Raw genomic sequence first — 26,465 nt, 5'->3', positions numbered from 1 at the left:
CGCGGGGATCAGCGGCTCGGATAGGTCCGGGGATAGGTGATCTGGTCCGGCGGACCCGGCGCGCGGATCGGGCCGCTCCGGCCGCAGGCGGCAAGCGCCAGGGAGACCGCCAGAAGGAGCAGGCCGGCCCGCATCATGCGAGCCGCGCCTTCCATTCCGCCGCCATGGCCGCGACATTGGCCGGGGCCGTGCCGCCATAGGAGGTGCGGGAATTCACCGATGCCTCGACGCTCAGCACGTCATAGACGCCCTGGTGGATGCGCGGCTCGGTGCTGCGCAACTCCTCCAGCGACAAGCCGGCGAGGTCCACGCCCTTCTTCTCCGCCAGGGCGACGAGGCGTCCGGTGACGTGGTGCGCGTCCCGGAAGGGCAGCTTCAGCTCCCGCACCAGCCAGTCGGCGAGGTCGGTGGCGGTGGAGAAGCCGGCCCCGGCGGCAGCCTTCAGCCGCGCTTCGTCCGGCTGCATGTCCCGCACCATCCCGGCGGTGGCGGCCAGAGACAGGGACAGCGAGGCGGCGGCATCGAAGATGCCCTCCTTGTCCTCCTGCATGTCCTTGCCATAGGTCAGCGGCAGGCCCTTCATCACCGTCAGCAGCCCGACCAGCGCCCCGGTGATGCGGCCCGGCTTGGCCCGCACCAGTTCGGCGGCATCCGGGTTGCGCTTCTGCGGCATGATCGAGGAGCCGGTGGTATAGGCATCGGTCAGGCGGACGAAGCCGAAATACGGGTTCGTCCAGATCACGAACTCCTCCGCCAGCCGCGACAGATGCACGGCGCAGATGGCGCAGGCCGAGAGGAATTCCAGCGCGTAGTCGCGCGAGGCCACCGAATCCAGGCTGTTGCGGGTCGGCCCGTCGAAGCCCAGCGCCGCCGCCGTCATGTGCCGGTCGATCGGGAAGCCGGTGCCGCAGAGCGCGGCCGCGCCCAGCGGGCTCTCGTTCATCCGGGCCCGGCAGTCGGCGAGGCGCGAGCGGTCGCGCGACAGCATCTCGACATAGGCCAGCAGGTGGTGCCCCAGCGTGGTGGGCTGCGCCGGCTGCAGATGGGTGAAGCCCGGCATCACCGTGGCCGCGTGCTCGGCAGCCCGTTCCACCAGCGCCCGCATCGTGTCGGCGATCTGCGCGTCCAGCCCGTCGATGGCGTCACGGGTCCAGAGGCGGACATCCAGCGCCACCTGGTCGTTGCGCGAACGGGCCGTGTGCAGGCGCTTGCCGGCCTCCCCGATGCGCTCGGTCAGGCGGGCCTCCACATTCATGTGGATGTCCTCCAGCGCCTCGGAGAAGGGGAACTCACCCCGCTCGATCTCCCCGGCGATGGCCTCCAGCCCGTCGCGGATGCTAGTCTCGTCCTCCGGGGTGATGATCCCCACATGGGCGAGCATGGCGGCATGGGCGAGGCTGCCGCGGATGTCCTGACGCCACATCTCCCGGTCGAAGCCGATCGAGGCGTTGATGGCCTGCATGACCGCCGAGGGTCCGCCCGCGTAGCGGCCGCCCCATTGAGAATTGCTGTTGCTGGACACGAGTGGAGGATTTCCCGTGCTGAGGATCGGACGCCGCCAGGCCCTTTTCGCCACGCTGACGGCCGGGACCTCGGCAGGGGCAGTGTTGAGCATGGCCCTCCCGCCCCGTCCAGCCTTGGCGCAGTCCGCGCTGCTTGGGCAGTTGATCGAAGGCCCCCCGAAACCCGTGCCGGACCTGTCCTTCACCGATGCGGATGGCGCGCGGAAGACGGTGGCCGATTTCGCCGGCAAGGGGCTGGTGATGAATTTCTGGGCCACCTGGTGCGCCCCCTGCGTGGAGGAGATGCCCTCCCTCGACCGGTTGCAGGAGCTGGTGGAGCGGGAGGGCATCCTGGTCCTGCCGCTCTCCTCCGACCGGGGCGGCGCCTCCCAGGTGCGCGGCTTCTATGCCCGCACCCGGGTGAAGAACCTGGATATCTGGCTGGACCCGCAAGGTGCGGCCGGGCGGGCGCTCGGCGTGCGCGGCCTGCCGACCACCCTGGTCCTGGACCGGCAGGGGCGCGAGGTGGGCCGGCTCGAAGGCTCCGCCGACTGGAGCGCGCCGGAGAAGCTGGAGGCCATCCGCCGCCTCCTCGCCCCGTCGCGGACGCCGGAACGCCCCACTTCCACGTGAGGCACGGCCCCGCCCCGGCATCCCGGCGGGGGGCGCGAACGTCTTCACGGAGACAACCACACAAGGAGAAGGCGAGGCGATGGCCGAACCCGAGGTGAAGGTCGCGGGCGACAGCGAGGCCGCCGTGGCCCTGGCCCTGCTGCAGATCATCATGAAATCGGAGCCGGACCCGTCGCGCTGCGACCGGGACTGGATCCTGTCCACCTATGCGGACTGCCTCGCCGTCGTGAACGGGGCGGAGGTCGAGTACGAGGATGAGGACGCAGAGGAGGAAGACCGGGAAGGCTGAACCTCCGGCGGATGGCGGCGGGGCCTTCCCCGCCGCCCCCGGCATCAGACCACCTGGTTCCGCAGATCCGCCTCGCCACGCCACAGCCGGGCGAGGTTCTCCTCCAGGATGTCGAGGACATTGTCCTCGTAGCGCCGGGTCTCCCCCGCCGTGTGCGGGGTGATGAAGACATTCGGCAACTCCCAGAGCGGCGAGGCTTCCGGCAGCGGCTCCTCCGCCACGCAATCCAGCGCCGCACCGGCGATCCGGCCCTCCCGCAGCGCCTCGATCATCGCGGCTTCCACCACGACCTTGCCGCGCGCCACATTCACCAGATGCGCCGAGGGCTTCATCAGCGACAGCGCCCCGGCATCGATCAGCCCTTCCGTCTCCGGTGTCAGCGGGCAGGTCAGCACCACGAAATCGGCACGCGGCAGCAGCGACGCCAGCGCCGCCGTGGCATGCACCTCATCCGCCCCCTCCGCGCCGGCCGAGGGATCGCGCCGCAGGCCGATGACATGCATGCCGAAAGCCCTGGCCAGCCGCGCCAGCCGCCCGCCGATGCGGCCCAGCCCGACGATCAGCATGGTCTTGCCGCCCAGCTCGTCCTCGCGCTTCGCGATCTCCCCGATCATGCCGCGCCAGACATGCTTCGCCTGGTTGTCGCGCGCCATGGGGAAAAGCCGGCTGACCGCCAGCACCAGCGCGATGGCATGTTCCGAGACCGCGTTCGCGTTCACCCCCGCCGCGCTGGCCAGGCGCACGCCACGCTCGCGGAAGGCGGGCTGCGCATACTGGTCCACCCCCGCGCTGATGGACTGCACATAGCGCAGGCGATCCGTGCGGTTCAGCACCTCGTTGCTCCACAGGCCCGAGACGACCACCACATCCGCCTCCGGCGCGCGGGCCAGGAGTTCGTCCCGCGTCGCCACCTGGAAGCTCCTGATGCCGGTGCCGCGCGCCTCGAAACGCTTCTGGATCTGGTAGGCGGGGTGGGCGAAGCAGATGGTCAGCGCGTCCTTGCTCGGAAACATGCGCGAAGCTCCTGTCGGGGTCGGGGGAAAGCTCAGCGGAAGCGCGCCGGGGAGAAAGGCGCGACGGGGATTTCCGGCGCCCGCCCGGCCAGCATCTGCGCCACCAGCCGCCCCGTGCGCGGCCCGGCCACCAGCCCGACATGGCCATGGCCGAAGGCATGGATCACATCCGGCGAGCGGCGCGAGGGGCCGAGGCAGGGCATGCCGTCCGGCATCGAGGGCCGGTGGCCCATCCAGACCTCCATCCGCTCCGCCGGCAGGTCGCGCGGCAGGCCGGGAAAGGATTCCAGCAGATGGTCGCGCAGGATCTCCGCACGCCGCCAGTCGGGGGCGGCATCCAGCCCGGCGATCTCCACCTGCCCGGCGCAGCGCAGCCCGCCGCGCGTCAGGGTGATGGCCATCTTGCCGTCCGAGGGCATCAGCGGATGGCGCGGCGCCACCTCCGGGTCGCGCAGCACGGCGTGGTAGCCGCGCTCCGTCTCCAGGGGCACATAATCCCCCAGCGCCGCGGCGAGGCGCCGGGAATGCGCGCCCGCGCTGATCACCGCCGCGTCGCAGGCAATCTCGCCCGACGGCGTGCCCACGGCGGTCAGCCGGTTGCCGTCGATGCGGAAGCCCGTGGCGCGACTGCGCAGCAGCACCGCGCCCTGGGCCTGCGCCTGCGCCACCAGCGCCGCCACCAGCGCGCCGGGATCGGTGCAGTGGCCCCCTTCCTCGACCAGCACGCCGAAGCCGTAGCGGCGCGACAGCTCGGGCTCGCGCTGGTGCAGGTCCTCGGCCGAAAGCTCGGTCCACCGGATGCCGACCTGCCGCCGGATGCGCCAGCCCATCGCCTCGGCCTCGAAATCGGCGCGCGACGGATAGATGTAGATGTCGCCGCGCTGCTGGATCAGCTCGCCGGCCCCGGCTTCCTCCGCCAGCCGGCGGTGCAGCGCCGGCGCGTCATGCAGCAGCGGCTGCAGGGCCCGCGCCACGCGCAGCACCCGCTCCTCCGTCCAGCCCGCCGCCAGGTAGCGCGCCAGCCAGGGCGCCACCCTCGGGAAATACGTCCAGCGGATCGCCAGCGGCCCCAGCGGGTCGCGCAGATAGCCCGGCACCTTGCGCCACACCCCCGGCCCCGCCGGCGGGATCACCGACTGCACCGAGAGCCAGCAGCCATTGCCATAGCTCGCCGCCTGCGGCCCGCCCGGCTCGCCGGGCTCCAGGATCGTCACGCAGTGCCCGTCGCGCAGCAGCTCCAGCGCCGAGGCCGCGCCCACGATCCCCGCCCCGATCACCACGACATGTCGACTCATCGGTCTCGCACTCTCACCAGCTCCTCCGTCGCTCATTCCCGGCCGGGCACCTCAGAGCGGCGCCCCCTCCGGCATGTCGCGCCCGACGGAAAGGGCACGGGGGTCGAGAAAGCAGTGGATCACCGCCGGCAGGCCGGAGGCCACGGCGCGCTCGAAGGCCGGGGCGAATTCCGCCGTGCTGCGCACCGTCTCGCCATGCCCACCGAAGGCACGCGCATAGGCGGCGAAGTCCGGGTTGCGCAGCTTCGTCGCGGAAACGCGGCCGGGATACTCGCGCTCCTGATGCATGCGGATGGTGCCGTACATGCCGTTGTCGATGACCACGGTGATGCTGGCGATGCCGTGCTGCACGGCGGTCGCGATCTCCTGCCCCGTCATCAGGAAGTCGCCGTCGCCCGCGATGCACAGCGCGATCGCCTCCGGCCGCACGCGCTTGGCCATGATCGCCGCCGGCACGCCATAGCCCATGGAGCCGGAGGTCGGCGCGAGCTGCGTGCCGAGCTGCGAGAAGCGGTAGTGCCGGTGCATCCAGCCCGCGAAGTTCCCGGCGCCGTTGCACAGCGCGCTGTCGCCCGGCAGCCGCTCGCGCAGCCAGGCCATCACCTCGCCATACTGGAAATCCCCCGGCAGCTTGCGCGGCGTCTCCGACCAGGCGAGGTAGTCGGCATGACCCTGCCGCGCATCCTCCGCCCATGGGAGGGAGGGAGGCGGCGCCAGATCGGCCAGCGCGGCGCAGAAGGCGCGCGGGCCGGACTGGATGGCGAGCGCGGGCACATAGACGCGCCCGAGCTCCTCCGCGCCCGGATGCACATGCACCAGCGCCTGCCTCGGCACCGGAATGTCGAGGATCGTGTAGGAGGAGGAGGGCATCTCCGACATCCGCCCGCCCAGCAGCAGGATCAGGTCGGCCTCCTTCACCCGCGCCGCCAGCTTCGGCGAGGGCCCGATGCCGAGATCACCGGCATAGAGCGGATGGTCCCAGCGCATCCGGTCGGCGCGGCGGAAGGAGGTGCAGGTGGCGAGGTTCCAGCGCTCGGCGAAGGCGGCATAGTCCGCCACCGCCTTCTCGTCCCAGCCGGAGCCGCCGAGGATGGCGACCGGCCGCTTCGCCGCGGCCAGCATCTCGCCCAGCCGCGCCATGTCGGCGGGCAGCGGCGCGGCCTGGGCGGGCTCCACGCGCGGCGCGTCGGGCACCTCGGCCATCTCGATCAGCATGTCCTCCGGCAGGGCGATGACCACCGGGCCGGGGCGGCCCTGCATCGCCACGCGGAAGGCGCGGGACACGATCTCCGGCACCCGGTCGGGCGTATCGATCTCGGTCGCCCATTTGCACATGGTGCCGAAGACGGCGCGGTAGTCGAGCTCCTGGAACGCCTCGCGCTCGCGCATCTCGCGCGCGATCTGGCCGACGAAGAGGATCATCGGCGTCGAATCCTGCATGGCGATGTGCACGCCGCAGGAAGCGTTGGTGGCGCCCGGCCCGCGCGTGACGAAGCAGATGCCCGGGCGCCCCGTCATCTTTCCATGGGCCTCGGCCATGATCGCCGCGCCGCCTTCCTGCCGGCAGGTGATCACGTCGATGCTGGCATCGTGCAGCGCATCCAGAACGGCCAGATAGCTCTCCCCCGGTACGCAGGTGACATGCTTCACGCCTTGCGCCACGAGCTGGTCGACGAGGATCTGCCCTCCGGTACGCGCACTCATGCCTTCTTCTCCCATGGGATATGGCGGCGGTGTTCCCGTGCCGCCTCGATCAGGTTGTTGCCGGCCCCCGGCATGCGGAAGGCGGGATAGGCCGAAAGGGGCACGGGTGACAGCGGCCCGGCGGCGAAGAGCCCCGCCCGGCCCGGACCCGGACCGGCATCCATGCAGGCCGCGCGCCTCATCGCCCTTCCGCCAGGGGCGCCAGCGAGGACACCGGCCCCTCCGACGCCATCCCGTCCGCCCCCACCACATGCGCCGCCAGGGCATTGCCCGTATAGATCTCGGCATAGCCCGCCTTGATGACCTCGGTGATCTGGTCGAGCCGCCGGCCGATATGCCGCCGCAGCAATGCCTCCGCCGCCTCGCCCTCACCCGCGGCGAGCCGCCGCAGGATCTCCAGATGCTCGTCCTGCGTCCCGCCGCGCCGGTTCTGCATGTCGATCCAGCGCACGAAGCGGATGCGCTCGTTCAGCCCGCGCAGCGCCCGCACCAGCTCCTCGTTGCCGGACAGGCCGGCCAGCCGTTCATGGAATTCCTCGTCCAGCGAGAGCAGGCGCAGCGCCTGCGCATCGCCCTCCGGCTCGTCACGGCTGCGCCGGGCGAAATCCCGCAGCGCCTCCAGCGCCTCCGCGGATGCGCGCTCCGCCGACAGGCGCAGCGCCCCGACCTCCAGCACCACGCGGTATTCATACAGCCGCAGCACCTGTTCCGCGTCGAGCGGCCGCACGTGATAGCCGCGATTGGCCGTGGCCAGCAGGAAGCCCTCCGAGGCCAGGCGGTTCAGCGCCTCCCGCAACGGGGTGCGGCTGACGCCGAAGCGGCGCGCCAACTCGACCTCATTGATCCGCTCCCCCGGGCGCAGGTGGTAGGTGGCCACCATGGCCTTCAGCCGCCCATGAAGGCGGTCGGCGGATCGCTGAACGGCGGTGGAAAGCGTCACGGGCCCGGTGGTCCTACAGGCGTTCCTGTCTGCATCCAGAAGTGAATACATTTCCGCGCCCCCTGACAAGCCTTTCCCGCCGGCCAGGATCGGTCCATCCATCGGCCCATCCCACCCTGCCGCCCCGCCGGGCGGCTTTCCCGCGACAGGTGACAAGGTTCCCGCCATGCCCCCATCCCATCCCCAGCCCTCCCCCGCCCGGCCGGCCTCCGCGGGGAGGCACCCGGCATGAGGGAGCCCCGGTATTTCGAGGATTTCGAGGCCGGGCAGGTCTTCCGCTCCGGCCCCTACCGGATGGAACGGGACGCCATCATCGCCTTCGCCCGCGAATTCGACCCGCAGCCCCAGCATCTGAGCGAGGAGGAAGCGGCGCGCAGCCAGTTCGGCCAGCTTGTGGCCAGCGGCTGGCACACCGCCGCCGTCTCGATGCGGCTGTTCATCCAGGATGCCCTGCCGCCCATCGCCGGCGGCGGCCAGGGGCTGGGGGTGGAGAACCTGGTCTGGGTGCGCCCGGTCAAGCCCGGCGATGAGCTGCATGTGGAGGTGGAGGTGCTGTCGATGCGCCCCTCACGCTCCCGCCCCGACCGCGGCATCATGAAGGCCCGCATCACCACGAAGAACCAGGCGGAGGAGGTGGTGCAGTCCGTCGTCACCTCGGCCATGGTCCCCCGCCGCGTGGCTGGCTGACCGGAGGCTTCAGGTCCGGCGTCGCTCTGTCCCGGGGGACAAGGCTCCGCCTTTCCCCCGTGCCCCCTTTTCCGCCAGGACGCTGCGCGCCCTGGACCCGGTTCGTGGGCGCTCGCTGACACCGGATCGCGCCGGAGAGCATGGCTCTCCGGCGGGCTGCCGGTGCCATCAGCGCGGACAAGGCGTTTTTCTACTTTCCGGGAGCCCCGCCGATCCATCTGCTCCACAGATCGGGCGCGGGCCAACGGCCGCCATTAGTGCCAACGAAAGCCCGGGGTCCGGGGACCGGCTTCGGTCCCCCATTCCTGGTCATGGGCGAAGAGGGTGTGGGAGAGGCGGCGCCTCTCCCATGGCGCCGGACACAGGCGCGTCCGGCGGAAACCGTTACCGGCCCTGCCCCTTCAGGATGGCATCGAGGCGCGGATAGACGCGGCGCGCGTTCAGCTCGAAGACCTTGCGCTTGTCCGCCTCCGGGATCGGCAGCGCGTCGATGTAGCGCTTCGTGTCGTCGAAATAATGCCCCGTCTCCGGGTCGATCCCGCGCACCGCCCCGACCATTTCCGAGCCGAACAGGATGTTCTCCACGTCGATCACGCGGAACAGCAGGTCGATGCCCGGCTGGTGATAGACACAGGTGTCGAAGAACACGTTCTTCATGACATGCTCGCGCAGCGGCGGCCGCTTCAGCATGTCCGCCAGCCCGCGATAGCGGCCCCAGTGATACGGCACCGCGCCGCCGCCATGCGGAATGACGAAGCGCAGCGTCGGGAAGTCCCGGAACAGGTCGCCTTCCAGGAACTGCATGAAGGCGGTCGTGTCGGCGTTGATGTAATGGGCGCCGGTCGCATGGAAGTTGCAGTTGCAGGAGCCGGAGACGTGGATCATCGCCGGCACGTCCAGTTCCACCATCTTCTCGAAGAACGGATACCAGGCCCGGTCGGTCAGCGGCGGCCCGGCCCAGTGCCCGCCCGAGGGGTCCGGGTTCAGGTTGCAGCCGATGAAGCCCAGCTCCGTCACGCAGCGCTCCAGCTCCGCGATGGAATGGGTGATCGACACGCCCGGGGACTGCGGCAACTGGCAGACGCCCACGAAATACTGCGGGAACAGATCCACCACGCGCTTGATCAGGTCGTTGCAGCGGCGCGTCCAGGCCTGGCTCACCGCCTCGTCGCCGACATGGTGCGCCATGGTGGAGGCGCGCGGGCTGAAGATCGTCAGGTCGGCGCCCCGCTCGCGCAGCAGGCGGAGCTGGTTCTTCTCCACCGTCTCGCGGATCTCGTCGTCGGAGATCTCGGGATAGGCGGGATCGACATTGCCACCGGCCTTGAAGGCTGCCGTCTGTGCCTCGCGCCAGCGGTCATGGGCGGCGGGCGCCGTGGTGTAGTGGCCATGGCAGTCGATGATCATGCGCGGTCCTCCCCGAACCTCTGCTTCGTTTCGGCGGCGCCACCGGCCCGTTCCGCCACGGGGAAGCACGCGTCCCCCATGGCCGGGCCTCGTGGCGGGGCTGTTGGGAAACTTCTACAGGAGGCCACGGAGGCTGGTGGTATCGGTTTTCCCGGCGGTCCTATCACCGGACGGCATAGCGGCACCGCCGGGCGGGCCGGAGGGAGAGGGGCTGCCGGGAAGCGCCATCGCGCCTCCCGGCCATCCCCGCGCCCTGGTCAGATCGGGCAGACGCCGCTGGCGCATTGCAGATGTGCCCAGTCCACCGCCTCCCGCACCGCGCCGTCGTCGATGCCCTCGACGATGGCGGCGAAGCGCCCGGCGGAGATCTCCTCCTCCGGCAGGTATTCGTAGCCGAGCTCGGAATCCGGCCGGCTCGGCAGGACGGAACAGCAGCGCACCGAGGGCTGGTGCTCCCGCACCATGGCGCGGAAGGCGTCGAGGTCGTGCTGGTCGGTATAGACCTTCAGCGTATAGCTGACCTGGTTCCCCTGGTCGCGGCCGATCCAGTGGCGCTCCAGCAGGCGCAGATACTGGTACTGCTCCTCCGGCGTCGCCTCCGGCGCGGTGACCAGCCCGTCCTCCAGCCCCAGGCGCTGCAGCAGCGGCACGGTGGGGAAGCCGACGATGGTCATGCCGGGGAAGGAGCGCAGCGCCCGCAGCGGATAGCCACGCGCCTCGTAATCCGCCAGCAGCGGGTCGGAGCCGGGCAGCCACTCGCCGGTGGTCTCGTCGCGCGTGCCCTTGAACTGCACCCAGCGGAGATACTGGCGCCGCGCCGGCAGATGCGCACCCTCGGTCAGGGCGAAGAGCTTGCTGGTGGTGCCCGCCGGCTTGACCGTGGTGACGGTGACCGGCCGCGCCATGCCGAGTTCGGCGGCATAGGCATTGGCCTCTTCCTTGGCGAGCGCGGAAAGGCGGTCCAGCATCGACCAGAAGGCGGCGGAGCGGCCCTCCTCCAGCATCTCGCGGAAGCCCAGGCCGAAGCGCATCCAGGCCCATTCATGCAGGCCGGTGGGGCCGATGCCGATGCGGTTGGTGCGCGCGACCTCCTCGCCATAGAGAGCGTCCATCCGGTTGGCACGGATCAGGAAGCGCACGCCGAGGCGCACGGAATCCTCCACCCGCCGGTCCCACTCCCGGGCGATCTCCTCCGGCGGCGCGCCGGGGGTGAAGTCGTCGAAACCCGCCGGGCAGGCCAGCAGCGGCGCGAAATCGGCGATGACGCAATAGCCGCCGGTCACATGCAGGGTGATCTCACCGCAGGGATTGGTGGTCACCGGAAAGCGCGCGGCGGCGGCGCGCCGTGCCGTCTCGGCCAGCAGCCCATCGGCCTCCGTCACCTGATAGCGGTCGGAGCGGAAGTCGCGCCCATCCTCGAAGACCGGCTTGTCCCAGGCGGCGCCGGTGCGGTGGTCCTCCAGCAGGTCGCCATTGATGAAGCCGGGCTCGCCATTCACGAAGGCGCAGCGCGTGACCTCCTCGAAGACCATGCGGGCATGCCGGGTCACCGGGTCGGCCTCGTCGCCTCTCTCATCCTCCCCCTGGCGCACCCGCTGCCAGAACTCACGGTCCACCATGACGGAGTTGTTGGCGGTCCAGAGCCCGCCCTCCGACTTGGCGCGCACGAAGCGCAGGATGCCCGGGTCGCGCCAGGACTTCGTGGCCATGCGCGCGGCGCGGCGGGCGCCGCCCACCTGCACCTCGACGGACAGGTGGTGGTCCACCAGCAGTGCCTGCTCCCAGGGCTGCAAGGCCTCGCCCTGCGGGTCGCGCGCCCGGGCGGGCTCGATCACATGGCGGCGGATGTTGATCAGGCCGCGCAGCAGCGAGACCGGCCCCGAGGCCGGGCGCCCCTGCATGCCACGGATCGGCGAGCCGGCCGGGCGGACATCGGAAAGGTCGAGCAGCAGGACCTTCTCCCGCTCGCCGCGGAAGGCCATGGCCTCCAGCACCTCGACCGCCTTGGCCCAGCCCTCGCGGCTGTCGGCCACGCGATGGACCACCGCGCCCGCCGGGAGAGTGGAAAGGTCGCTCACCAGCTCCGCATCGAGGAAGGCGCGCACCGCCGCCTCCGCCGCCGCGTCGAAGCCGGCATCGTCCGTGCCCCAGGGCAGCAGCCCCATCTCCACCCCGAAGCGGCGCAGCGTGTCGCGGGCGGCGGGGAAGTCCGGATGCTCGGGCGAGAGGTGCAGCCGCAGCTCCGGCGCCCTGGCCCAGTCCACCACCGCCAGCTCGTCGTCATAGGCACGGCCCACGCCGGACCCGTTCAGCAGCAGGTAGAACTCGGCGAAGGAGGTGATCGCCGTGGCGCAGTTGGTGAAGACCTCCATGTTGCGCTTCGGCTGCTCGGCATCGCCATGCTGGAGATGCCGGCCGGAGGTCAGCAGGGCCCCGGTGGCGATGGCGTTGCGCAGCGCCTCGCGCTCGCCCGGGGCGGTGGGCGCCAGGGCGGTGTTGCCGGCGGACACGCGCTCGGCCACCCGGCCGAAATCCTCGGCATCCTCCGGGCGGAAGACGGTGCGCCGGCCCACGGCCAGACCCATCCCGGCATCCAGCGGGCGGCCGGGCACGGGATGCGTGCCGAAGGCGGCTCCCACAAGGGCGCCCCCTGGCGGAACCGCACCGGCTTCGGGGCGCAGCGCATCCGGCCGGGCCGCCACACCGCCATGGCGGGGGGCGAATCCAGGGGCGAGAGTCTGCGCGTAGCCGTCCATCAGCAACCTCGGTCAGGAAAATCAGGGGCCTGCCCGGGTCGCGCCGGATTCGGCGCCCTGGGCTCAATGACCATATATATGGTTATCATCCCCCCAGTTTCACACAAGATCTGGTGGAGGAGCTTACGCACCCGAATCAGCATCGGGGCATTTCCGCCACGGATCAGGCGCTTGGGCGGCGATGCTGAGAGACCGGCCGGGGATTCACGCTCTGGCGAGCGGTGAGGGCTTACCGCAGCCCCTGTTACTCCCCCGATTCTGACCGCCGCAATGCAGCATCGCAACCGCGCATGGAGGGGTTCCGCTTCACTTCGGGCGTGATCCGCCCTCCCCTCCCCAACCTCCCCCGGCAACCCGTCCCTCCCCGGAGTCGTTGAACGGCCACGGAACGAACCGCCAGGATTTTGCGCCGGGGCGCCATCGCCATGGCGCCGGGCCGGCTCCTTCCGTTCCGACGCCAGAAGAAACATGCAGCCGGAGGGCCTGGCATTGAGTGACACCGCGACCGAAGCCCAGACCGGGATCAGACCAGGCAGCGAGGCCCGCGACGTGACCCTGACGGTCAATGGCCGGGAGCATGTGGTGCCCCTGGCGCCCTGGACGACGCTGCTCGATGCCCTGCGCGACCATATCGGCCTGACCGGCACCAAGAAGGGCTGCGACCATGGCCAGTGCGGCGCCTGCACCGTGCTGGTGGATGGGGTGCGGGTGAACTCCTGCCTGACCCTGGCGGTGATGAAGGAGGGCTGCGAGATCCGCACCGTGGAAGGACTGGCCAATGGCCACCTGCATCCGGTGCAGCAGGCTTTCATCGACCATGACGCCTTCCAGTGCGGCTACTGCACCCCCGGGCAGATCTGTTCCGCCGTCGGGCTGATCCGCGAAGGACGCGCCAGGAGCCCGGCGGAGATCCGCGAGCTGATGAGCGGCAATCTCTGCCGCTGCGGCGCCTATCCCAACATCGTGGCCGCGATCGAGCAGGCCCTCCAGGCCGGGGAGGAAGCGCAGTGAATCGCTTCGGCTATATCCGTGCCCCCGACATCGCCGGGGCGATCCGCAGCCACGGCGCCGGCGCGGCGAAGTTCATCGCCGGCGGCACCAACCTCCTCGACCTGATGAAGGAGAATGTGGAGCGGCCGGACCATCTGGTGGATGTCACCCGCCTGCCGCTGCGCGGGATCGCGGAAACGCCGGAAGGTGGCCTGCGCCTGGGCGCCCTCGTGACCAATGCTGAGACCGCCTATGACAGCCGCGTCGCGGAACGCTATCCCCTGCTGAGCCTGGCGATCCTGTCCGGCGCCTCGCCCCAACTGCGCAACATGGCGACGAATGGCGGCAACCTGCTGCAACGGACCCGGTGCTACTATTTCTATGACACGGGCACGCCCTGCAACAAGCGCGCCCCCGGCAGCGGCTGCCCTGCGAAGACCGGGCTGAACCGCATTCATGCCATCCTCGGCGCCAGCGAAAGCTGCATCGCCACCCATCCCTCCGACATGTGCGTGGCCCTGGCGGCGCTGGAGGCGGTGGTGCATGTCACCGGTCCGCAGGGGGAGCGCACGATCCCCATCGCCGAATTCCACCGCCTGCCCGGCGACACGCCGGAACGCGACACGAATCTCGGCGCCGACGAGCTGATCACCGCGATCGAGCTGCCGCCGCAGGGCTTCGCGGGGCACCACACCTATCTCAAGCTGCGCGACCGCGCCTCCTATGCGTTCGCCCTGGTGAGCGTCGCCGTGGGGCTGGAGATGGAGGGCGACACGGTGAAGGAGGCGCGCATCGCCCTGGGCGGCGTGGCGCACAAGCCCTGGCGCCGGCCGGAGGCGGAGACGCTGCTGCACGGCCGGCCCGCCACGCTGGAAAGCTTCCTGTCCGCCGCCGAGGCGCTGATCGAGGGCGCGCGGCCACGGCCAGAACGATTTCAAGATCCCCATGGCGCGGCAGGCCATCCTGCGCGCCCTGTCCCAGGCGGCCGCCGGCACGCCGCAGACCGTCGCCGACAAGCGCATCCAGTGAGGGGTCCCGTTCGATGAGCAGCAACACCCCTTATTTCGGCTCCCCGCAGAGCCGCGTGGATGGCGAGGCCAAGGTGACCGGCGCGGCGCGATACGCCGCCGAGTTCGCCGCCCCCGGCCTGCTGCACGGCGTCGTCGTGTCCAGCAGCATCGCCCGGGGGAAGATCGCCGCGATCGACACCGCGGCGGCGCTGGCCGTGCCCGGCGTGGTGCAGGTCTTCACCCATGAGAACCGGCCCCGTACCGCCTGGCGCAGCAAGAACTACCAGGACGAGGTGGCCCCGCCGGGCTCCCCCTTCCGCGCCCTCTACGATGCCGAGATCCACTACAGCGGCCAGCCCGTGGCTCTGGTGGTGGCGGAGGACTTCTCCACCGCCCGCCACGCCGCCATGCTGGTCCAGGTGCGCTACGAGGCGGCGGCGCACACCACGGATGTCGCGACGGTGCGCGGCGCGGCCTATGTGCCGCCCAGGAAGCGCTCCGGCATCTCGCCGCCTCCCCGCCGCGCGGCGATGTGGAGAAGGCCCTGGCCGCCGCCCCGCACCAGGTGGCCGGCGCGTACCGCATCGCCATCGAGCACCACAACCCGATGGAGCCCCATGCCACCACCGTGGTCTGGGAGGGCGACGGCCGGATCACCGTCCATGACAAGATCCAGGGCGCGCAGAACAGCCAGAAATACATCAGCGGCGTCTTCGGCCTCGCCGCCGACAAGGTGCGCGTGGTCTCGCCCTTCGTGGGCGGGGCCTTCGGCTCGGGGCTGCGGCCCCAGTACCAGCTCTTCCTCGCCGTGATGGCGGCGCTGGAGCTGGAACGCTCCGTGCGCGTCGTGCTGTCGCGGGAGCAGATGTTCACCTTCGGCTACCGGCCCGACGTGTTGCAGGAGATCCGGATCGGCGCCGATGCGGACGGCACCCTGCGGGCCATCCGGCACGAGGCGATCTCCGGCACCTCGCAGTTCGAGGACTACCAGGAAGTCGTGGTGAACTGGTCCGGCCTCCTCTACCGCTGCGAGAACGTGGCGCTGGACTACAAGCTGGCGAAGATCGACACCTATACCCCCGCCGACATGCGTGCCCCCGGCGCGCCCACCGGCCTCTTCGCCCTGGAATCCGCGCTGGACGAGATGGCCCATGCGCTGCGGATCGACCCGCTCGAACTGCGCCTGCGCAACTATGCGGAGAAGGACGGGAACGAGGGCAAGCCCTTCACCTCCAAGGAACTGCGCGAGGCCTATCGCCTGGGGGCGGAACGCTTCGGCTGGAGCCGCCGCAGCCACGAGCCCCGCTCGATGCGGCAGGGGCGGGAGCTGATCGGCTGGGGCATGGCCTCCGGCGTCTGGGAAGCGCAGATGATGCAGACCAGCGCCCGCGCCACCCTTACCGCCGATGGCAGGCTGGAGGTCGCCACCGCCACGGCCGATATCGGCACCGGCACCTACACCATCCTGACCCAGATCGGCGCCGACGCGCTGGGGCTGAAGATGGCGGATGTCACGGCGAGGATCGGCGACAGCTCGCTGCCCACCTCGCCCGTCGAGGGCGGCTCCTGGACCGCCGCCTCGGCCGGTTCGGCGGTGCTGGCGGCCTGCGACATGGTGCGGGCCCGGCTGCTGGGTGCCGCGCGGGGCCTGCCCGGTTCCCCCCTCGCCGGCGCGACGATGGAGGAGGTGAGCTTCGCCAATGGCCGCATCGGCCTGAGCGCGGATCCGATGCGTTCCCTGCCCATCACCGAGGTGATGCGCGCCGCCGGGCTGGACCGGATCGAGGAGGAGCAGACTGCTTCCCCCTCCAAGGCGGTGCAGAAGACCTACTCCTCCTACACCCACTCCGCCGTCTTCGTGGAGGTGCGGGTGGACGAGGAGCTCGGCGTCATCCGCGTCACCCGTGTCGTCGATGCCGTCGCGGCGGGGCGGATCATCAACCCCAAGACCGCGCGCTCGCAGATCATCGGCGGCGTGGTCTGGGGCATGGGCATGGCGCTGGCCGAGGAATCCCTGCAGGACCACGAACTCGGCCGCTTCATGAACCACAATTTGGCCGAGTACCACATCCCCGTGAATGCCGATGTTCACGACATAGACGTGATCTTCGTGCCGGAGGACAACGACAAGGGCAATCCGCTCGGCGTGAAGGGCCTGGGCGAGATCGGCATCTGCGGTACCGCCGCAGCCATCGCCAATGCCGTCTTCCACGCCACCGGCAAGCGCATCCGGGAACTGCCGATCACCATCGACAAGCTGTTGGCCGATGCGCCAGTCCCGGCGGAGTAACCCCCAGCGCCACCAGCCCGCGCGAAAGGCCGGGAGGCGCGCCTCCCGGCCCCGGGACCGCCTCAGCTCCGCCGCACGCCCCAGGGATAGGGCGAGGAGCCTTCCACGAAGCCGGTGAGGTCCTTACGGAAGGCGGTGCGGACGGTGAACTGCCCCAGCGGCAGGGTACCGGCCTCCTCCAGCGCGAGGCGGCCGAGTTCCAGCGCGGTGCGGCGCTGCGCCTCGGTGTCGGCGGCATAGAGCCATTCCTGCGTCAGCGCCTCGGCCTTGTCGCTCTTCCACCAGCCGAACCAGCCCTTCTCCCCCTGTCCCCGTACCAGGGGGAGACCGCCGGGGTGGCATAGACGCCGGAGCCGCCCGTGGTGTGGAAGATGCTCCAGCCGCCCTTCTCCACCGGCTCACGCGAATTGCGGCGCTGGATGACGGTGCCCCAGTCGCTCTCGGCCAGTTCCACGTTCATCCCGGCGCGGCGCAGCGCATCCGCCGTCACCTGGCCGAGCGGGCCGATATCCGGGAAGTCGGTCGGGTTGATGATGACCACCTTCTGTCCCGCATAGCCCGCCTCCTTCAGCGCCGCCTTGCAGGCATCGAGGCTGCCCGGCATCAGGTCCGCCTGATCCACGAAATAGGGCGTGCGCTGCGGGTAGAGGCTGCGCATCGTGTTCCAGGTGGACTGGTCGTCCCCCTGCGCCGCGCGCATGTAGTCCTCCTGCACCACCGACTTCAGCACCGCCTGGCGCAGCTTCACGTCGTTGAAGGGCGGCTGCAGGCAGTTCAGCCGCGCCAGCGCCATGCGCCCCGCCTTGTCCAGGATTTCCCGCCGCACGTCCCGGCTCTGTGCCAGCATCGGTTGCAGGTCGGCGAGCGGACGCTCCCACCAGTCGATCTCGCCCGCCACGAGCGCCGCGGCGGCGGTGGCGGGGTCGGTGATGATGTGCCACTCGATGCGGTCGAAATGCGCGACCTTGCCGCCGGCCGCCGCCGAGGGGGCCTCGTGGCGCGGCACATAGCCGTCGAACTTCGTATAGACGGCGCGGGAGCCGGAATTGAACTCGCCCGGCACGAAGCGGTAGGGGCCGGAGCCCACCATCTCGGTGATCGCCGTGGCGCCGTCCGTCTTCGCCAGCCGCTCCGGCATGATGAAGGGCACATTGGCCTCGGCCTTGGCCAGCGCCTCCAGCAGCGCGGGGAAGGAGCGGTTCAGCCGCAGTTCGAAGTTCCGGTCGTCCACCACCTTCCATTCCTCGGTGATGCCGGCGACGAGCTGCCCGAAGGGATCGCGCGAGCCCCAGCGCCTGATGCTGGCGATGCAGTCGGCGGAACGCACCGGCGCGCCGTCATGGAACTTCAGCCCCTCCCGCAGGCGGAAGCGCCACAGCTTGCCGCCATCGGCGACCTCGTGCCCCTCGGCCATCTGCGGCTGCACGCGGTTCTCCGCATCCAGGGCGAAGAGCGTGTCGAAGATGTAGTAGCCGTGGTTCGAGGTGACGGTCGCGGTCGTCCAGATCGGGTCCAGCGCGCTCAGATTCGCCTGCGGGATGAAACGCAGCGTGCCGGCGCGGCTGTTCTGCGCCAGGGCGGGCCGCGCCAGGAAGGCGGCGCCGCCCAGCCCGGCGGCGCTCTTGAGAAGGGTGCGGCGATTCATGTCTTGGGCTCCCGGACTGACGCGGGGAAGACTGCGATGCCCCGCCCGGGATGCCAAGCGCTGCTTCGCCCCTCCGGCTGCCAACGCGCCCGGCCATCCACCCCGGACGGCGGACGCCTCGCCGCAACCCCTTTTCATCACACCCACCCCATGCCCGATCCGCTCTGGACCGCCCCCGGCGCCGCGCCCTAGGAAGGATGGATGAATCGCAACCTTCCCGCCGCCGAGGGCGCCACCCCGGCGATGGCCCAGTGGTTCGCCGCCAAGGCCGCGCATCCGGATGCACTGGTCTTCTTCCGGCTCGGCGATTTCTTCGAAATGTTCTTCGACGACGCCATTCTGGCGGGAGAGGTGCTGGGCCTCGCGACCTCGCATCGCGGGGAGCACAACGGCCAGCCCATCCCCATGGCCGGCGTCCCGGCCCATGCGCACGAGGTCTATCTGGCGCGCCTGCTGCGGCGCGGCTACCGCGTCGCGATCTGCGACCAGATGGAAACGCCGGAACAGGCCAAGGCGCGGAAGGCATCCACCATCCGGCGGGAGGTGGTGCGCGTCGTCACCCCCGGCACGGTGACCGAGGACTCCCTGCTGGAAGGCGGCCGCCCCTCCTGGCTGCTCGCCCTGGCGGAAGGAGGCGGGGCCCATGGGGGAGAGCGCCTGGGCGCCGCCTGGCTCGATATCTCCACCGGCATGGTCTGCACCGAAGCCGTCCTGCCGGCCGAGGCGGCGACCCTGCTCTCGCGGCTGGAGCCGGCGGAGATCCTGGCCCCGCCCGCCCTGGTCGCCAGTGGCGCCTTGGCCGGCTGCGGCGAGCGCCTGCGCGAGACCACCCCGCCGCGCGACCCCGCCCGCATCGCCTGCGCCGCCTGGGAGGTCGCGAGCCTCGACGGCTTCGGCGTCTTCTCGGAGGAGGAGGTGGCGGCGCTGGCCATGGCGCTCGACTATGTGCGCGCCACCCAAGGCGGCACCCTGCCCCGCCTCTCGCCCCCGGAATGCTGCGGCGAATCCCGCCTGCTGCGGATGGACGCGGCGACGCGCCGCTCGCTGGAGATCCTGCGCTCCGAACGCGGCGATGCCGAGAGCTGCCTCTTCGCCGCGGTGGACCGGACGCTGACCGGCGCCGGGGGGCGGGAACTCGCCGCCCGCCTCGCCGCCCCGCTGGCCGAGCCGGAGCCGATCCGCGAGCGGCACGAGGCCGTCGGCTTCCTCCTGAACGACAGCCGCCTGCGCGCCGCCCTGCGGCAATGCCTGCGCGGCGCGCCGGACATGCAGCGCGCCCTGGCGCGGCTCTCGGTCGGGCGCTTCTTCCCGCGCGACCTCGCCGCCATGGCCGAGGGGCTGGGCCGGGCCGAGGCCATCCGCCAGGCCCTGGACGCGGCGGAGGGCGTGCCCCTCCTGCTGCTGCGCGCGGCGAAGGCCCTGCTCCCCGGCAACTCCCCCCGCGCGGAGCTGGCCCGCGCCCTGGCGGAGGACCTCCCCGCTTCGAGGACGGCAACGCCATCGCCACCGGCTATGACGGGCAGCTCGACGGGCTGCGCCGGCTGCGCGACGGCGCGCGCGAGGCGATCCTGGAAATGCAGCGCGAGCTGGCCCGGGCCTGGGGCGTGGCCAGCCTGAAGATCAAGCACCACCAGCAGTTCGGCCATCTGGTGGAGGTCCCCGCCGCCGCCGGGGAGACCCTGCTCCGGGCGAAGGCCATGGAGGGGCCGCACGCCCCGATCCACCGCCAGACCATGGCCAATGCCTATCGCTTCACCTGCACCGCCCTGGCGGAGCTGGACCGCAGGCTGTCCTCGGCGCGGGAGGAAGCCGCGCGGCGAGAGGCCCAGGTGGTGGCACATCTGCGCCAGCTCTGCCTCGATGCCGGGCCGGGCATCGCCGCCGCCGCCGCGGCATTGGCCGAGATCGACGTGCAGCAGGCGGCCGCCGAACTCGCCGCCGGCGGCGGCTGGTGCCGGCCGGAGATCACGGAGGGCAGCGGCTTCCGCGTGCGGGGGGCACGCCACCCGGTGGTGGACGCCGCGCTGCGCAAGGCCCGGGGCCCCGCCTTCGTGCCCAACGACGCCGACCTCTCCCCCGGCCGGCGCCTTTGCCTGCTCACCGGCCCCAACATGGCCGGCAAGTCCACCTTCCTGCGGCAGAACGCCCTGCTCGTCGTGCTCGCCCAGGCGGGGCTCTTCGCCCCGGCGGAGGAAGCACGGATCGGGCTGGTGGACCGGCTCTTCTCCCGCGTCGGCGCGGCGGACGACATCGCCGGAGGCCGCTCCACCTTCATGGTGGAGATGAGCGAGACGGCGGTGATCCTGAACCAGGCCGGGCCGCGCTCCCTGGTCATCCTGGACGAGGTCGGGCGCGGCACCGCCACCTGGGACGGCCTCGCCATCGCCTGGGCGGTGCTGGAGGCGCTGCACGACCGCCTCCGCTGCCGCGCCATCTTCGCGACCCACTTCCACGAGCTGACGGCCCTGTCCGGCAAGCTGCCGGACCTCGCCCCCGCCCGCATGGAGGTGCGCGAGCACCGGGGCCGGGTGGTCTTCCTGCACACCGTGGCGCCGGGGGCCTCGGAACGCTCCTGGGGCCTGCATGTGGCCCGGCTGGCCGGCGTGCCACGCGCGGTGGTGGCACGGGCCGAATCGGTGCTGGCGGCGCTGGAGGCCCGGGCGAAGGGCCTCGACCCTCTGGAGGAGGAGCTGCCCCTGCTGCGGGCCGCCCGTCCGGCCCCCGGGGACTCGGCGCCGCAGCATTTTTCGCCAGGTGTTGCATGGGATGAGGGATTCCATCCGGAACCGGAACCAGCGGCCTCGGACAAGGCCCTGCGCGAGAGCCTGGAGGCGATGGACCCCGATGCCATGTCCCCGCGCGAGGCCCTGGAGGCCCTCTACCGCCTTAAAAGGCTCGCAGGTGCAGCGGAGGTGACTGTCAAGTCGCCCCGGCCCATCCTATCTTCACGTTGATGAAACTCTTCGGCGACAGCCAGGACACCGTGGCAGCCTGCTCCCCTGAGGACATGCAGGCCCTGATCGATGCTCTGCTTCCCCCGGCGGGCTCCGGCGGCGGGATGGAGGCACGCGTCCCCGTCCCCCGCGACGCCGCGCTGCTGCTGCTGCGCCGCCGCCTCGGCCGGGTCCAGTCCAGCGTGCAGGAGGAGTTCGAGGCGGGCGCCCTGCCCGGGCTGATCGCCGGCCGCCGCCTCGGCGCGCTGATGGACGGGCTGATCCGTTCGATCCACGACTACAGCATCGCCGTGGTCGGACAGGCGGAGAACGAGCCCGCCTTCGCCCTGGCCGCCACCGGTGGCTATGGCCGCGGCGTCCTGGCCCCCTTCAGCGACATCGACCTGCTTTTCGTCTCCCGCCAGCCCCTGGGCGCCAGCGGCCAGCGGATGGTGGAGTTCATGCTCTACCTGCTCTGGGACCTGGGGCTGAAGGTCGGCCACGCCACCCGCTCCATCGCCGAATGCCTGGAGGATGCGCGCGCCGACGCCACGGTGCAGACGGCGCTGCTGGAAGCCCGCTTCCTGGCCGGGGAACAGCCGATCTACGACGAATTCGCCCAGGGCTTCGCCGCGGCCCGGCAGGAATGGGGCATCGGCCAGTTCTTCGCCGCCAAGCGGGCGGAACGCCAGCAGCGCCACAAGCGCTACGGCGACAGCCCCTATCTGGTGGAGCCGCATATCAAGGAAGGGCGCGGCGGCCTGCGCGACCTCCAGACCATGTACTGGTTCGCCAGCTATGCCTTCGGCACCCAGAAGATGTGGCAGCTCGTCGGCCCCGACAGTCCCGGCGGCGGCCTGCTCCTGGCCGATGAGGCGCGCGCCTTCCGCCGTGCCTGGAGCTTCCTCTGGACGGTGCGCTTCCACCTCCACTACGTCACCGGCCGTGCCGAGGAGCGCCTGACCTTCGACCTGCAACCGGTGGTGGGCGCCCGCATGGGCTACACCCGCCACGGCAAGCAGGACGGGGTGGAGCGCTTCATGAAGCACTTCTTCCTCACCGCGCGCGACGTGGTGCGCCTGTCGCGACTGCTGGAACCTGCGATCGAGCGCGCCACCATGGGGCCGCCGGCGCTGCAGCCCGCGGGCAGCCCGGATCTCGCCGCCGCCGGCGTGGCGCTGGCCGACGGCAAGGCGATCTTCGCCGCCGGGCACGACATCGCCACCGATCCGGCGATCATGCTCCGCCTGCTCTGCGCCGCCCGCGACCATGGGCTGGAGCTGCACCCCCTCACCCAGCGGGCGCTGATCCGCTCGGCCCGGCATGCCGCGAAGCTGCGCGACGATCCGGCGGCGGGCGACCTGTTCCTGAATCTGCTGACCGGCCCGAATTCCGCCCGCTGGGTCCGCGTGCTGAACGAGGTCGGCTTCCTGTCCCGCTACCTGCCGGACTGGGCGCGCATCGTCGGGCTGATGCAGTTCGACACCTATCACGTCTATACGGTCGAGGAGCACACGATCGAGGCGCTGCGCGTCCTCAACGGCCTCGACGAGGGCGGGCTGGACAACATCGCCCCCGTGGCCTCCGAGCTGGTCGGGCAGATCCAGTCCCGCCGCGCGCTCTATGTCGCGACGCTGCTGCACGACATCGCCAAGGGGCGCGGCGGCGACCATTCCGAACTCGGCGCCGCCATCGCCCTCGATGTCTGCCCCCGCCTGGGCCTGACGCCGGAGGAAACGGAAACCGTCTCCTGGCTGGTGCTGAACCACCTCCTGGTCAGCCAGACCGCCTTCAAGCGCGACATCGACGACCCCAAGACCATCCTCGACCTGGCGGAGGTGGTGCAGTCGCCCGAGCGGCTGCGCCTCCTCCTCGTCCTCACCGTCGCCGACATGCGCGCCGTGGGCCCGAAGGTCTGGAACGGCTGGAAGGCCACCCTGCTGCGCGAGCTCTACTGGCGCGTGGCCGAGGTGCTGGCCGGCGGCCTCTCCGTGCCCGAGCGCGACGTGCGCGTGGCCCGCGCCAAGCAGGCCGCCGCCTCGCTCCTCGCCGACTGGCCGAAAGAGGCGGTGGAGCGCTTCCTGGGTGCCGGCTACCCGGGCTACTGGCTCTCCTTCGACGCCTCCACCCATGCCCGCCACGCCACCATGATGCGGGAGGCCGAGGCGACTGGCGCCCCCCTGACGGTGCGCACCCGCGTGCTGGAATCCCGCGCCGTGACCGAGGTGACGGTCTATGCCGCCGACCATCCGGGCCTCTTCGCCCAGGTCGCCGGCGCCCTGGCCCTCGGCGGGGCGAGCATCGTGGATGCCCGCATCCACACCATGACCAACGGCATGGCGCTCGACACCTTCTGGGTGCAGGACGCCAATGGCGGGATGCTGGAGGCGCCGCACCGCCTGGCCCGGCTTTCCGTGCTGATCGAGCAGGCGCTGTCCGGCCAGATCCACCTGCTGAACGAGATCCGCAAGGTGCGGCGCGAGCCCTCCCGCCTCCGGGCCGTGACGGTGCCGCCGCGCGTGGTGCTGGACAACCATGCCAGCGCCTCCCACACCGTGATCGAGGTCAATGCCCGCGACCGGCCCGGTCTGCTGCACGACGTCACCACCGCGATCAGCGAGCAGGGGCTGCAGATCGCCTCGGCACACATCACCACCTATGGCGTGCGGGCGGTGGACGTCTTCTACGTGAAGGACGTGTTCGGCCTGAAGGTGGAGAACGAGCGCAAGCTCGCCTCGCTCCGCTCCGCCCTGCTGGGGGCGCTGTCCCCGGTGGTGGACCGGGTCGCGGACAGCCCGGTGACGGTGGTGGGCGTCGCCTCCTGACGCCGTCCCCTCAACCTGCGCCCCGGCCCGGCGTTGTCCTCCTTTGACAGGAGGCTCCAGCATGGCCGAAGAGACCCTGCGCGAGGAATTCGAGAACTGGGGCGGCGGCACCAAGACCGCGCGCCCGGCGAATGTCGGGCCGCACGACGTCAATGACGAGCAGCACGACCCCAAAAGCAAGGGCGTGAAGCCCTCCGACTACGAGCGCGAGACGGAAGATTCCGTCGCCGGAAAGCCGGGCGAGAAAAGCAGCGGCCCGGTGAATATCGGCGTGCGCCAAGCCACGGCCGGTGAGGGCCAGAAAGACCCGGCGGCGAAGAAAGACTAATCGCCCGCCCCCTCAGGGGAAAGGCGCTGCTTTTCCCCCGAACCCCCTATCCGCCAGGACGCTGCGCGCCCTGGACCCGGTTCGTGGGTTCCTGCTGCGGCCGGATCGCGCCGGAGAGCATGGGTCTCCGGCGACTGCGATGCCAGCAGCGCGAAAAAGGCGTTCTTCTTTTCGGGAGCCCTGCCTTTCCACCTGCGCCCAGGGATCGGGCTACGGAACAACGGCTGACCACCAGCACCCACGAAAGCCCGGGGTCCGGGGACCGGCTTCGGTCCCCGGCGGAGTGGGGGTCCGGCGGGAGAGGCGGCGCCTCTCCCCCGGGGGCACCCGCGAAGTGCAACGGCCAGAACGAACCGCCACCCGCCTTCAGGCCATCCCCGGCTGCCGTGCGAGACGCGGCACCGGCGAGCGCGACAGCACCAGGAACTGCGCGGCGAAGCCCAGCGAGGAGGCCCAGAGACAGGCTTCCATGCCACCCTGGCTCGCCAGCAGGGCACCCAATGCCGCGCCGAGTGGGCGGGCGCCGAAGGTCGCGGTCATCACCGTGGCCGAGACCCGGCCCAGCAGACCGGGCGGCGTGACGGCCTGCCGCAGGGTCGTGGTGGCGATGGTCCAGAGGATCGGCCCCGCGCCGAAGATCAAGCAGGACAGCCCCGCCAGCGCCCCCCGGGCCAGGCGCCCGGAGAGCAGGCCAGGGTGGCCAGCATCAGCAACGAGGCCAGCAACGCCCCCAGCGGCCCCAGGGCGATGGTCGCACCAAAGGACAGCCGCCGCATCAACCGGGGCGCGACCGCGGCACCGGCCACCATGCCCAGCCCATAGAGGCCCAGAGTCAGGCCGACGCCACCGGCCCCCAGCCCCAGCCGCTCCACCGCATAGACCACATAAACGGCCTGGAGCAGGAACCAGGCGGTGTTGAAGAGCGTCGCCGTGACCAGCACCGGGCGCAGCAGCGGATGCGACAGCACGAAACCCGCCCCCTCGCGCAGTTCGGCCAGGGGATGGCGCGATCCCTGCCCGCTCTTGCCCCGAACCGGGCCTTCCGGCAGGCCCCCAGGCAGGCCCCGGAGCAGCAGCGCCGCCAACAGCGAGAGAGACATGGCCAGGGCATAGGCCGGCGCCGCCCCGGCCCAGCCCACCACCGCGCCGCCCAGGGCGGGACCGGCGGCGAAGGCTGTGCTGCGCGTCAGTTCCAGCCAGCGGTTGGCCATGGCCAACCCGCCGCTCGGCACCAGCGACGGCATCAGGGCCGGGGCGGCGACGCTGTAGGCCACCGTGCCGGCGGCACCCAGGAAGCCCAGCGCCGCCAGCCAGGGCAGGGTCAGCGAATGCCCCAGCAGCAGGAGCAGGATGACGAGCAGCGACGCCGCGCGCAGCACCTCCGCCCCCAGCATGAGACGACGGCGGGAGGCACGGTCCGCCAGCACCCCGGCAGGAAGCGAGAGCAGCAGGAAAGGCAATGTCTGCGTGGCCTGGAGCAGCCCGGTCTGCGCCGCCCCCGCCCCCAGGAGCAGCACGGCGGCGAGCGGCGCGGCAGCCAGGGCGATCTGCTCCGAGAACTGGGCCGGAAGGCTGGACAGGACGAGGCGCCGGAAACCGGCGGGCAGGCGGTCTGGATGATGGTCTGGCACGGGTCCCGTGATTCCCTGGATGACAGGGAAGGACCCTAGGCGGCGGAGGGCGGGCCCCGCCTTCCGCCCGTTGCGCCCGCATCCGGCGCCTGCCGAGGGGCACGCCGCTGGCAGGCGCTATTCCACGGCGAAGACGGCCAGTTCCACCCGGTCCGGCCGGCGGATGCCGGTGGCCAGGAAGAGAGGCCGGGTCAGCCAGGCATGCGCGGCCGAGGCGGTCTCGAAGCGCGGCGCGGTCCGGAAATAGACCTGCCCCGGATCCACCGGCTCGCCGCGCGTGATGCGGGCCATCACCTCGGGTGGGCCATGCCGCACGCCGGTGTTCACGACATAGACCAGTGCCCCGTCATCCATCCGCACCACATAGCGGGCCTCCAGCGTGGTGTAGCCATCCGCGCGGATGATCTGGAAATCCGCGCCCGCCGGCAGGATGCGCCCGGACAAACGCGGCCCCCGGACCGAGCCGCCCAGGATCGGCACGACCCGCCGCAGCCCCTCGCCGGTCTCGCCCACGGCGATGGGCTCCCCCACCTCCACCGCGATGTCGGCGACATGGTTCAGGCTTGGTGGCGTCATGGTCCTGTCCT

The 26,465-nt window shown here is 71.2% G+C and carries 24 protein-coding genes and 1 pseudogene; 11 read left to right on the top strand and 14 right to left on the bottom strand.

From position 1 onward, the window contains the following. Window positions 1-8: 8 nt before the first annotated feature. Together MVG78_RS06785 and argH are read right to left on the bottom strand one after the other, a co-directional pair. Complete coding sequence (locus MVG78_RS06785; protein ID WP_247559337.1) at window positions 9-137, bottom strand: lipoprotein; 129 nt, start codon at window positions 135-137, stop codon at window positions 9-11. Further along, on the bottom strand, window positions 134-1,462 hold the full coding sequence (gene argH, locus MVG78_RS06780) for an argininosuccinate lyase (RefSeq protein ID WP_247560341.1): 1,329 nt from the start codon (window positions 1,460-1,462) through the stop codon (window positions 134-136). The genes MVG78_RS06785 and argH overlap by 4 nt, the downstream gene beginning before the upstream one ends. A 202-nt stretch (window positions 1,463-1,664) precedes the next feature. On the opposite strand from argH, the gene MVG78_RS06775 reads away from it, so the two are divergent. Together MVG78_RS06775 and MVG78_RS06770 are read left to right on the top strand one after the other, a co-directional pair. Further along, the gene (locus MVG78_RS06775) at window positions 1,665-2,135 is read left to right on the top strand and encodes a TlpA family protein disulfide reductase (RefSeq protein ID WP_247559335.1); all 471 of its coding nucleotides are present in this window, start codon (window positions 1,665-1,667) and stop codon (window positions 2,133-2,135) included. A gap of 79 nt (window positions 2,136-2,214) precedes the next feature. Then, entirely contained in the window at window positions 2,215-2,424 is a 210-nt protein-coding gene (locus MVG78_RS06770; RefSeq protein WP_247559333.1) for a hypothetical protein, read from the top strand. A gap of 44 nt (window positions 2,425-2,468) precedes the next feature. On the opposite strand, the gene MVG78_RS06765 is transcribed toward MVG78_RS06770, so the two are convergent. From MVG78_RS06765 to MVG78_RS06745, 5 genes are read right to left on the bottom strand one after another with little or no spacing between them, the layout of a single operon-like run. Further along, window positions 2,469-3,437, bottom strand: coding sequence for a D-2-hydroxyacid dehydrogenase (locus MVG78_RS06765; protein WP_247559331.1), 969 nt, complete (start codon window positions 3,435-3,437; stop codon window positions 2,469-2,471). Between the two features lie 32 nt (window positions 3,438-3,469). After that, window positions 3,470-4,732: an NAD(P)/FAD-dependent oxidoreductase gene (locus tag MVG78_RS06760; RefSeq protein ID WP_247559329.1), complete on the bottom strand. Its 1,263-nt coding sequence runs from the start codon at window positions 4,730-4,732 to the stop codon at window positions 3,470-3,472. Between the two features lie 51 nt (window positions 4,733-4,783). Next, complete coding sequence (locus tag MVG78_RS06755) at window positions 4,784-6,436, bottom strand: thiamine pyrophosphate-binding protein (protein ID WP_247559327.1); 1,653 nt, start codon at window positions 6,434-6,436, stop codon at window positions 4,784-4,786. Continuing rightward, window positions 6,433-6,600, bottom strand: a complete 168-nt coding sequence (locus MVG78_RS06750) for a hypothetical protein (RefSeq protein WP_247559325.1) — start codon at window positions 6,598-6,600, stop codon at window positions 6,433-6,435. The genes MVG78_RS06755 and MVG78_RS06750 overlap by 4 nt, the downstream gene beginning before the upstream one ends. Window positions 6,601-6,614: 14 nt before the next feature. After that, window positions 6,615-7,376 (bottom strand): GntR family transcriptional regulator, encoded by a 762-nt coding sequence (locus MVG78_RS06745; RefSeq protein WP_247559323.1) that lies wholly within the window; start codon window positions 7,374-7,376, stop codon window positions 6,615-6,617. Window positions 7,377-7,604: 228 nt separating this feature from the next. Between MVG78_RS06745 and MVG78_RS06740 the strand changes: the two genes are divergently transcribed. Further along, the gene (locus MVG78_RS06740; RefSeq protein WP_247559321.1) at window positions 7,605-8,063 is read left to right on the top strand and encodes a MaoC family dehydratase; all 459 of its coding nucleotides are present in this window, start codon (window positions 7,605-7,607) and stop codon (window positions 8,061-8,063) included. A gap of 384 nt (window positions 8,064-8,447) precedes the next feature. Here MVG78_RS06740 and MVG78_RS06735 read toward each other — a convergent pair whose 3' ends face one another. Both MVG78_RS06735 and MVG78_RS06730 read right to left on the bottom strand, forming a co-directional pair. Next, entirely contained in the window at window positions 8,448-9,470 is a 1,023-nt protein-coding gene (locus MVG78_RS06735; protein ID WP_247559319.1) for an amidohydrolase family protein, read from the bottom strand. Between the two features lie 257 nt (window positions 9,471-9,727). Next, complete coding sequence (locus tag MVG78_RS06730) at window positions 9,728-12,226, bottom strand: recombinase (RefSeq protein WP_247559317.1); 2,499 nt, start codon at window positions 12,224-12,226, stop codon at window positions 9,728-9,730. A 522-nt stretch (window positions 12,227-12,748) separates the two neighbouring features. Here MVG78_RS06730 and MVG78_RS06725 point away from each other — a divergent pair. Next, complete coding sequence (locus MVG78_RS06725) at window positions 12,749-13,237, top strand: (2Fe-2S)-binding protein (protein ID WP_428480803.1); 489 nt, start codon at window positions 12,749-12,751, stop codon at window positions 13,235-13,237. After that, window positions 13,234-14,262 carry an FAD binding domain-containing protein gene (locus tag MVG78_RS06720; protein ID WP_428480766.1) on the top strand — a complete coding sequence of 343 codons (1,029 nt, stop codon included), beginning with the start codon at window positions 13,234-13,236 and terminating at the stop codon, window positions 14,260-14,262. The genes MVG78_RS06725 and MVG78_RS06720 overlap by 4 nt, the downstream gene beginning before the upstream one ends. Window positions 14,263-14,275: 13 nt before the next feature. Here the strand turns inward: MVG78_RS06720 and MVG78_RS06715 are convergent, their stop codons facing one another. Then, the gene (locus MVG78_RS06715; RefSeq protein ID WP_247560571.1) at window positions 14,276-14,467 is read right to left on the bottom strand and encodes a hypothetical protein; all 192 of its coding nucleotides are present in this window, start codon (window positions 14,465-14,467) and stop codon (window positions 14,276-14,278) included. Here MVG78_RS06715 and MVG78_RS21710 point away from each other — a divergent pair. Next, window positions 14,382-14,600 (top strand): annotated as a pseudogene (locus tag MVG78_RS21710) (xanthine dehydrogenase family protein molybdopterin-binding subunit); the annotation flags it as partial. The gene MVG78_RS06715 and the pseudogene MVG78_RS21710 overlap by 86 nt on opposite strands. 158 nt (window positions 14,601-14,758) lie before the next feature. Further along, window positions 14,759-16,516, top strand: coding sequence for a xanthine dehydrogenase family protein molybdopterin-binding subunit (locus tag MVG78_RS06710; RefSeq protein WP_345892863.1), 1,758 nt, complete (start codon window positions 14,759-14,761; stop codon window positions 16,514-16,516). Window positions 16,517-16,769: 253 nt separating this feature from the next. On the opposite strand, the gene MVG78_RS06705 is transcribed toward MVG78_RS06710, so the two are convergent. Continuing rightward, the gene (locus MVG78_RS06705; protein WP_247559315.1) at window positions 16,770-18,161 is read right to left on the bottom strand and encodes an ABC transporter substrate-binding protein; all 1,392 of its coding nucleotides are present in this window, start codon (window positions 18,159-18,161) and stop codon (window positions 16,770-16,772) included. A 201-nt stretch (window positions 18,162-18,362) separates the two neighbouring features. Here MVG78_RS06705 and MVG78_RS21965 point away from each other — a divergent pair, with 201 nt between their 5' ends. The 4 genes from MVG78_RS21965 (at window position 18,363) to MVG78_RS06690 (ending at window position 24,247) form a co-directional block, all read left to right on the top strand. Further along, the gene (locus tag MVG78_RS21965; protein WP_428480765.1) at window positions 18,363-19,778 is read left to right on the top strand and encodes a MutS N-terminal domain-containing protein; all 1,416 of its coding nucleotides are present in this window, start codon (window positions 18,363-18,365) and stop codon (window positions 19,776-19,778) included. Further along, window positions 19,661-21,115, top strand: coding sequence for a DNA mismatch repair protein MutS (mutS, locus tag MVG78_RS21960; RefSeq protein WP_428480802.1), 1,455 nt, complete (start codon window positions 19,661-19,663; stop codon window positions 21,113-21,115). Before MVG78_RS21965 ends, mutS begins: the two co-directional genes overlap by 118 nt. A 53-nt stretch (window positions 21,116-21,168) precedes the next feature. Beyond that, window positions 21,169-23,919: a [protein-PII] uridylyltransferase gene (locus MVG78_RS06695; RefSeq protein ID WP_428480764.1), complete on the top strand. Its 2,751-nt coding sequence runs from the start codon at window positions 21,169-21,171 to the stop codon at window positions 23,917-23,919. Window positions 23,920-23,980: 61 nt separating this feature from the next. Further along, complete coding sequence (locus MVG78_RS06690; protein ID WP_247559313.1) at window positions 23,981-24,247, top strand: hypothetical protein; 267 nt, start codon at window positions 23,981-23,983, stop codon at window positions 24,245-24,247. Window positions 24,248-24,613: 366 nt separating this feature from the next. Here the strand turns inward: MVG78_RS06690 and MVG78_RS06685 are convergent, their stop codons facing one another. The 3 genes from MVG78_RS06685 to MVG78_RS06675 all read right to left on the bottom strand — a co-directional run bounded on the left by MVG78_RS06685 (window position 24,614) and on the right by MVG78_RS06675 (window position 26,454). Further along, the gene (locus MVG78_RS06685; RefSeq protein WP_247559311.1) at window positions 24,614-24,889 is read right to left on the bottom strand and encodes a hypothetical protein; all 276 of its coding nucleotides are present in this window, start codon (window positions 24,887-24,889) and stop codon (window positions 24,614-24,616) included. Continuing rightward, window positions 24,886-25,878 (bottom strand): MFS transporter, encoded by a 993-nt coding sequence (locus tag MVG78_RS06680; RefSeq protein WP_247559310.1) that lies wholly within the window; start codon window positions 25,876-25,878, stop codon window positions 24,886-24,888. The genes MVG78_RS06685 and MVG78_RS06680 overlap by 4 nt, the downstream gene beginning before the upstream one ends. 117 nt (window positions 25,879-25,995) lie before the next feature. Beyond that, window positions 25,996-26,454 carry a DUF3237 domain-containing protein gene (locus MVG78_RS06675; RefSeq protein ID WP_247559308.1) on the bottom strand — a complete coding sequence of 153 codons (459 nt, stop codon included), beginning with the start codon at window positions 26,452-26,454 and terminating at the stop codon, window positions 25,996-25,998. Window positions 26,455-26,465 lie beyond the last annotated feature (11 nt).

Source organism: Roseomonas gilardii subsp. gilardii, from assembly GCF_023078375.1.
Lineage (GTDB): Bacteria > Pseudomonadota > Alphaproteobacteria > Acetobacterales > Acetobacteraceae > Roseomonas > Roseomonas gilardii.
Note: the sequence above shows the minus strand (reverse complement) of the source record. Positions and strands in the feature narration are given on the sequence as shown.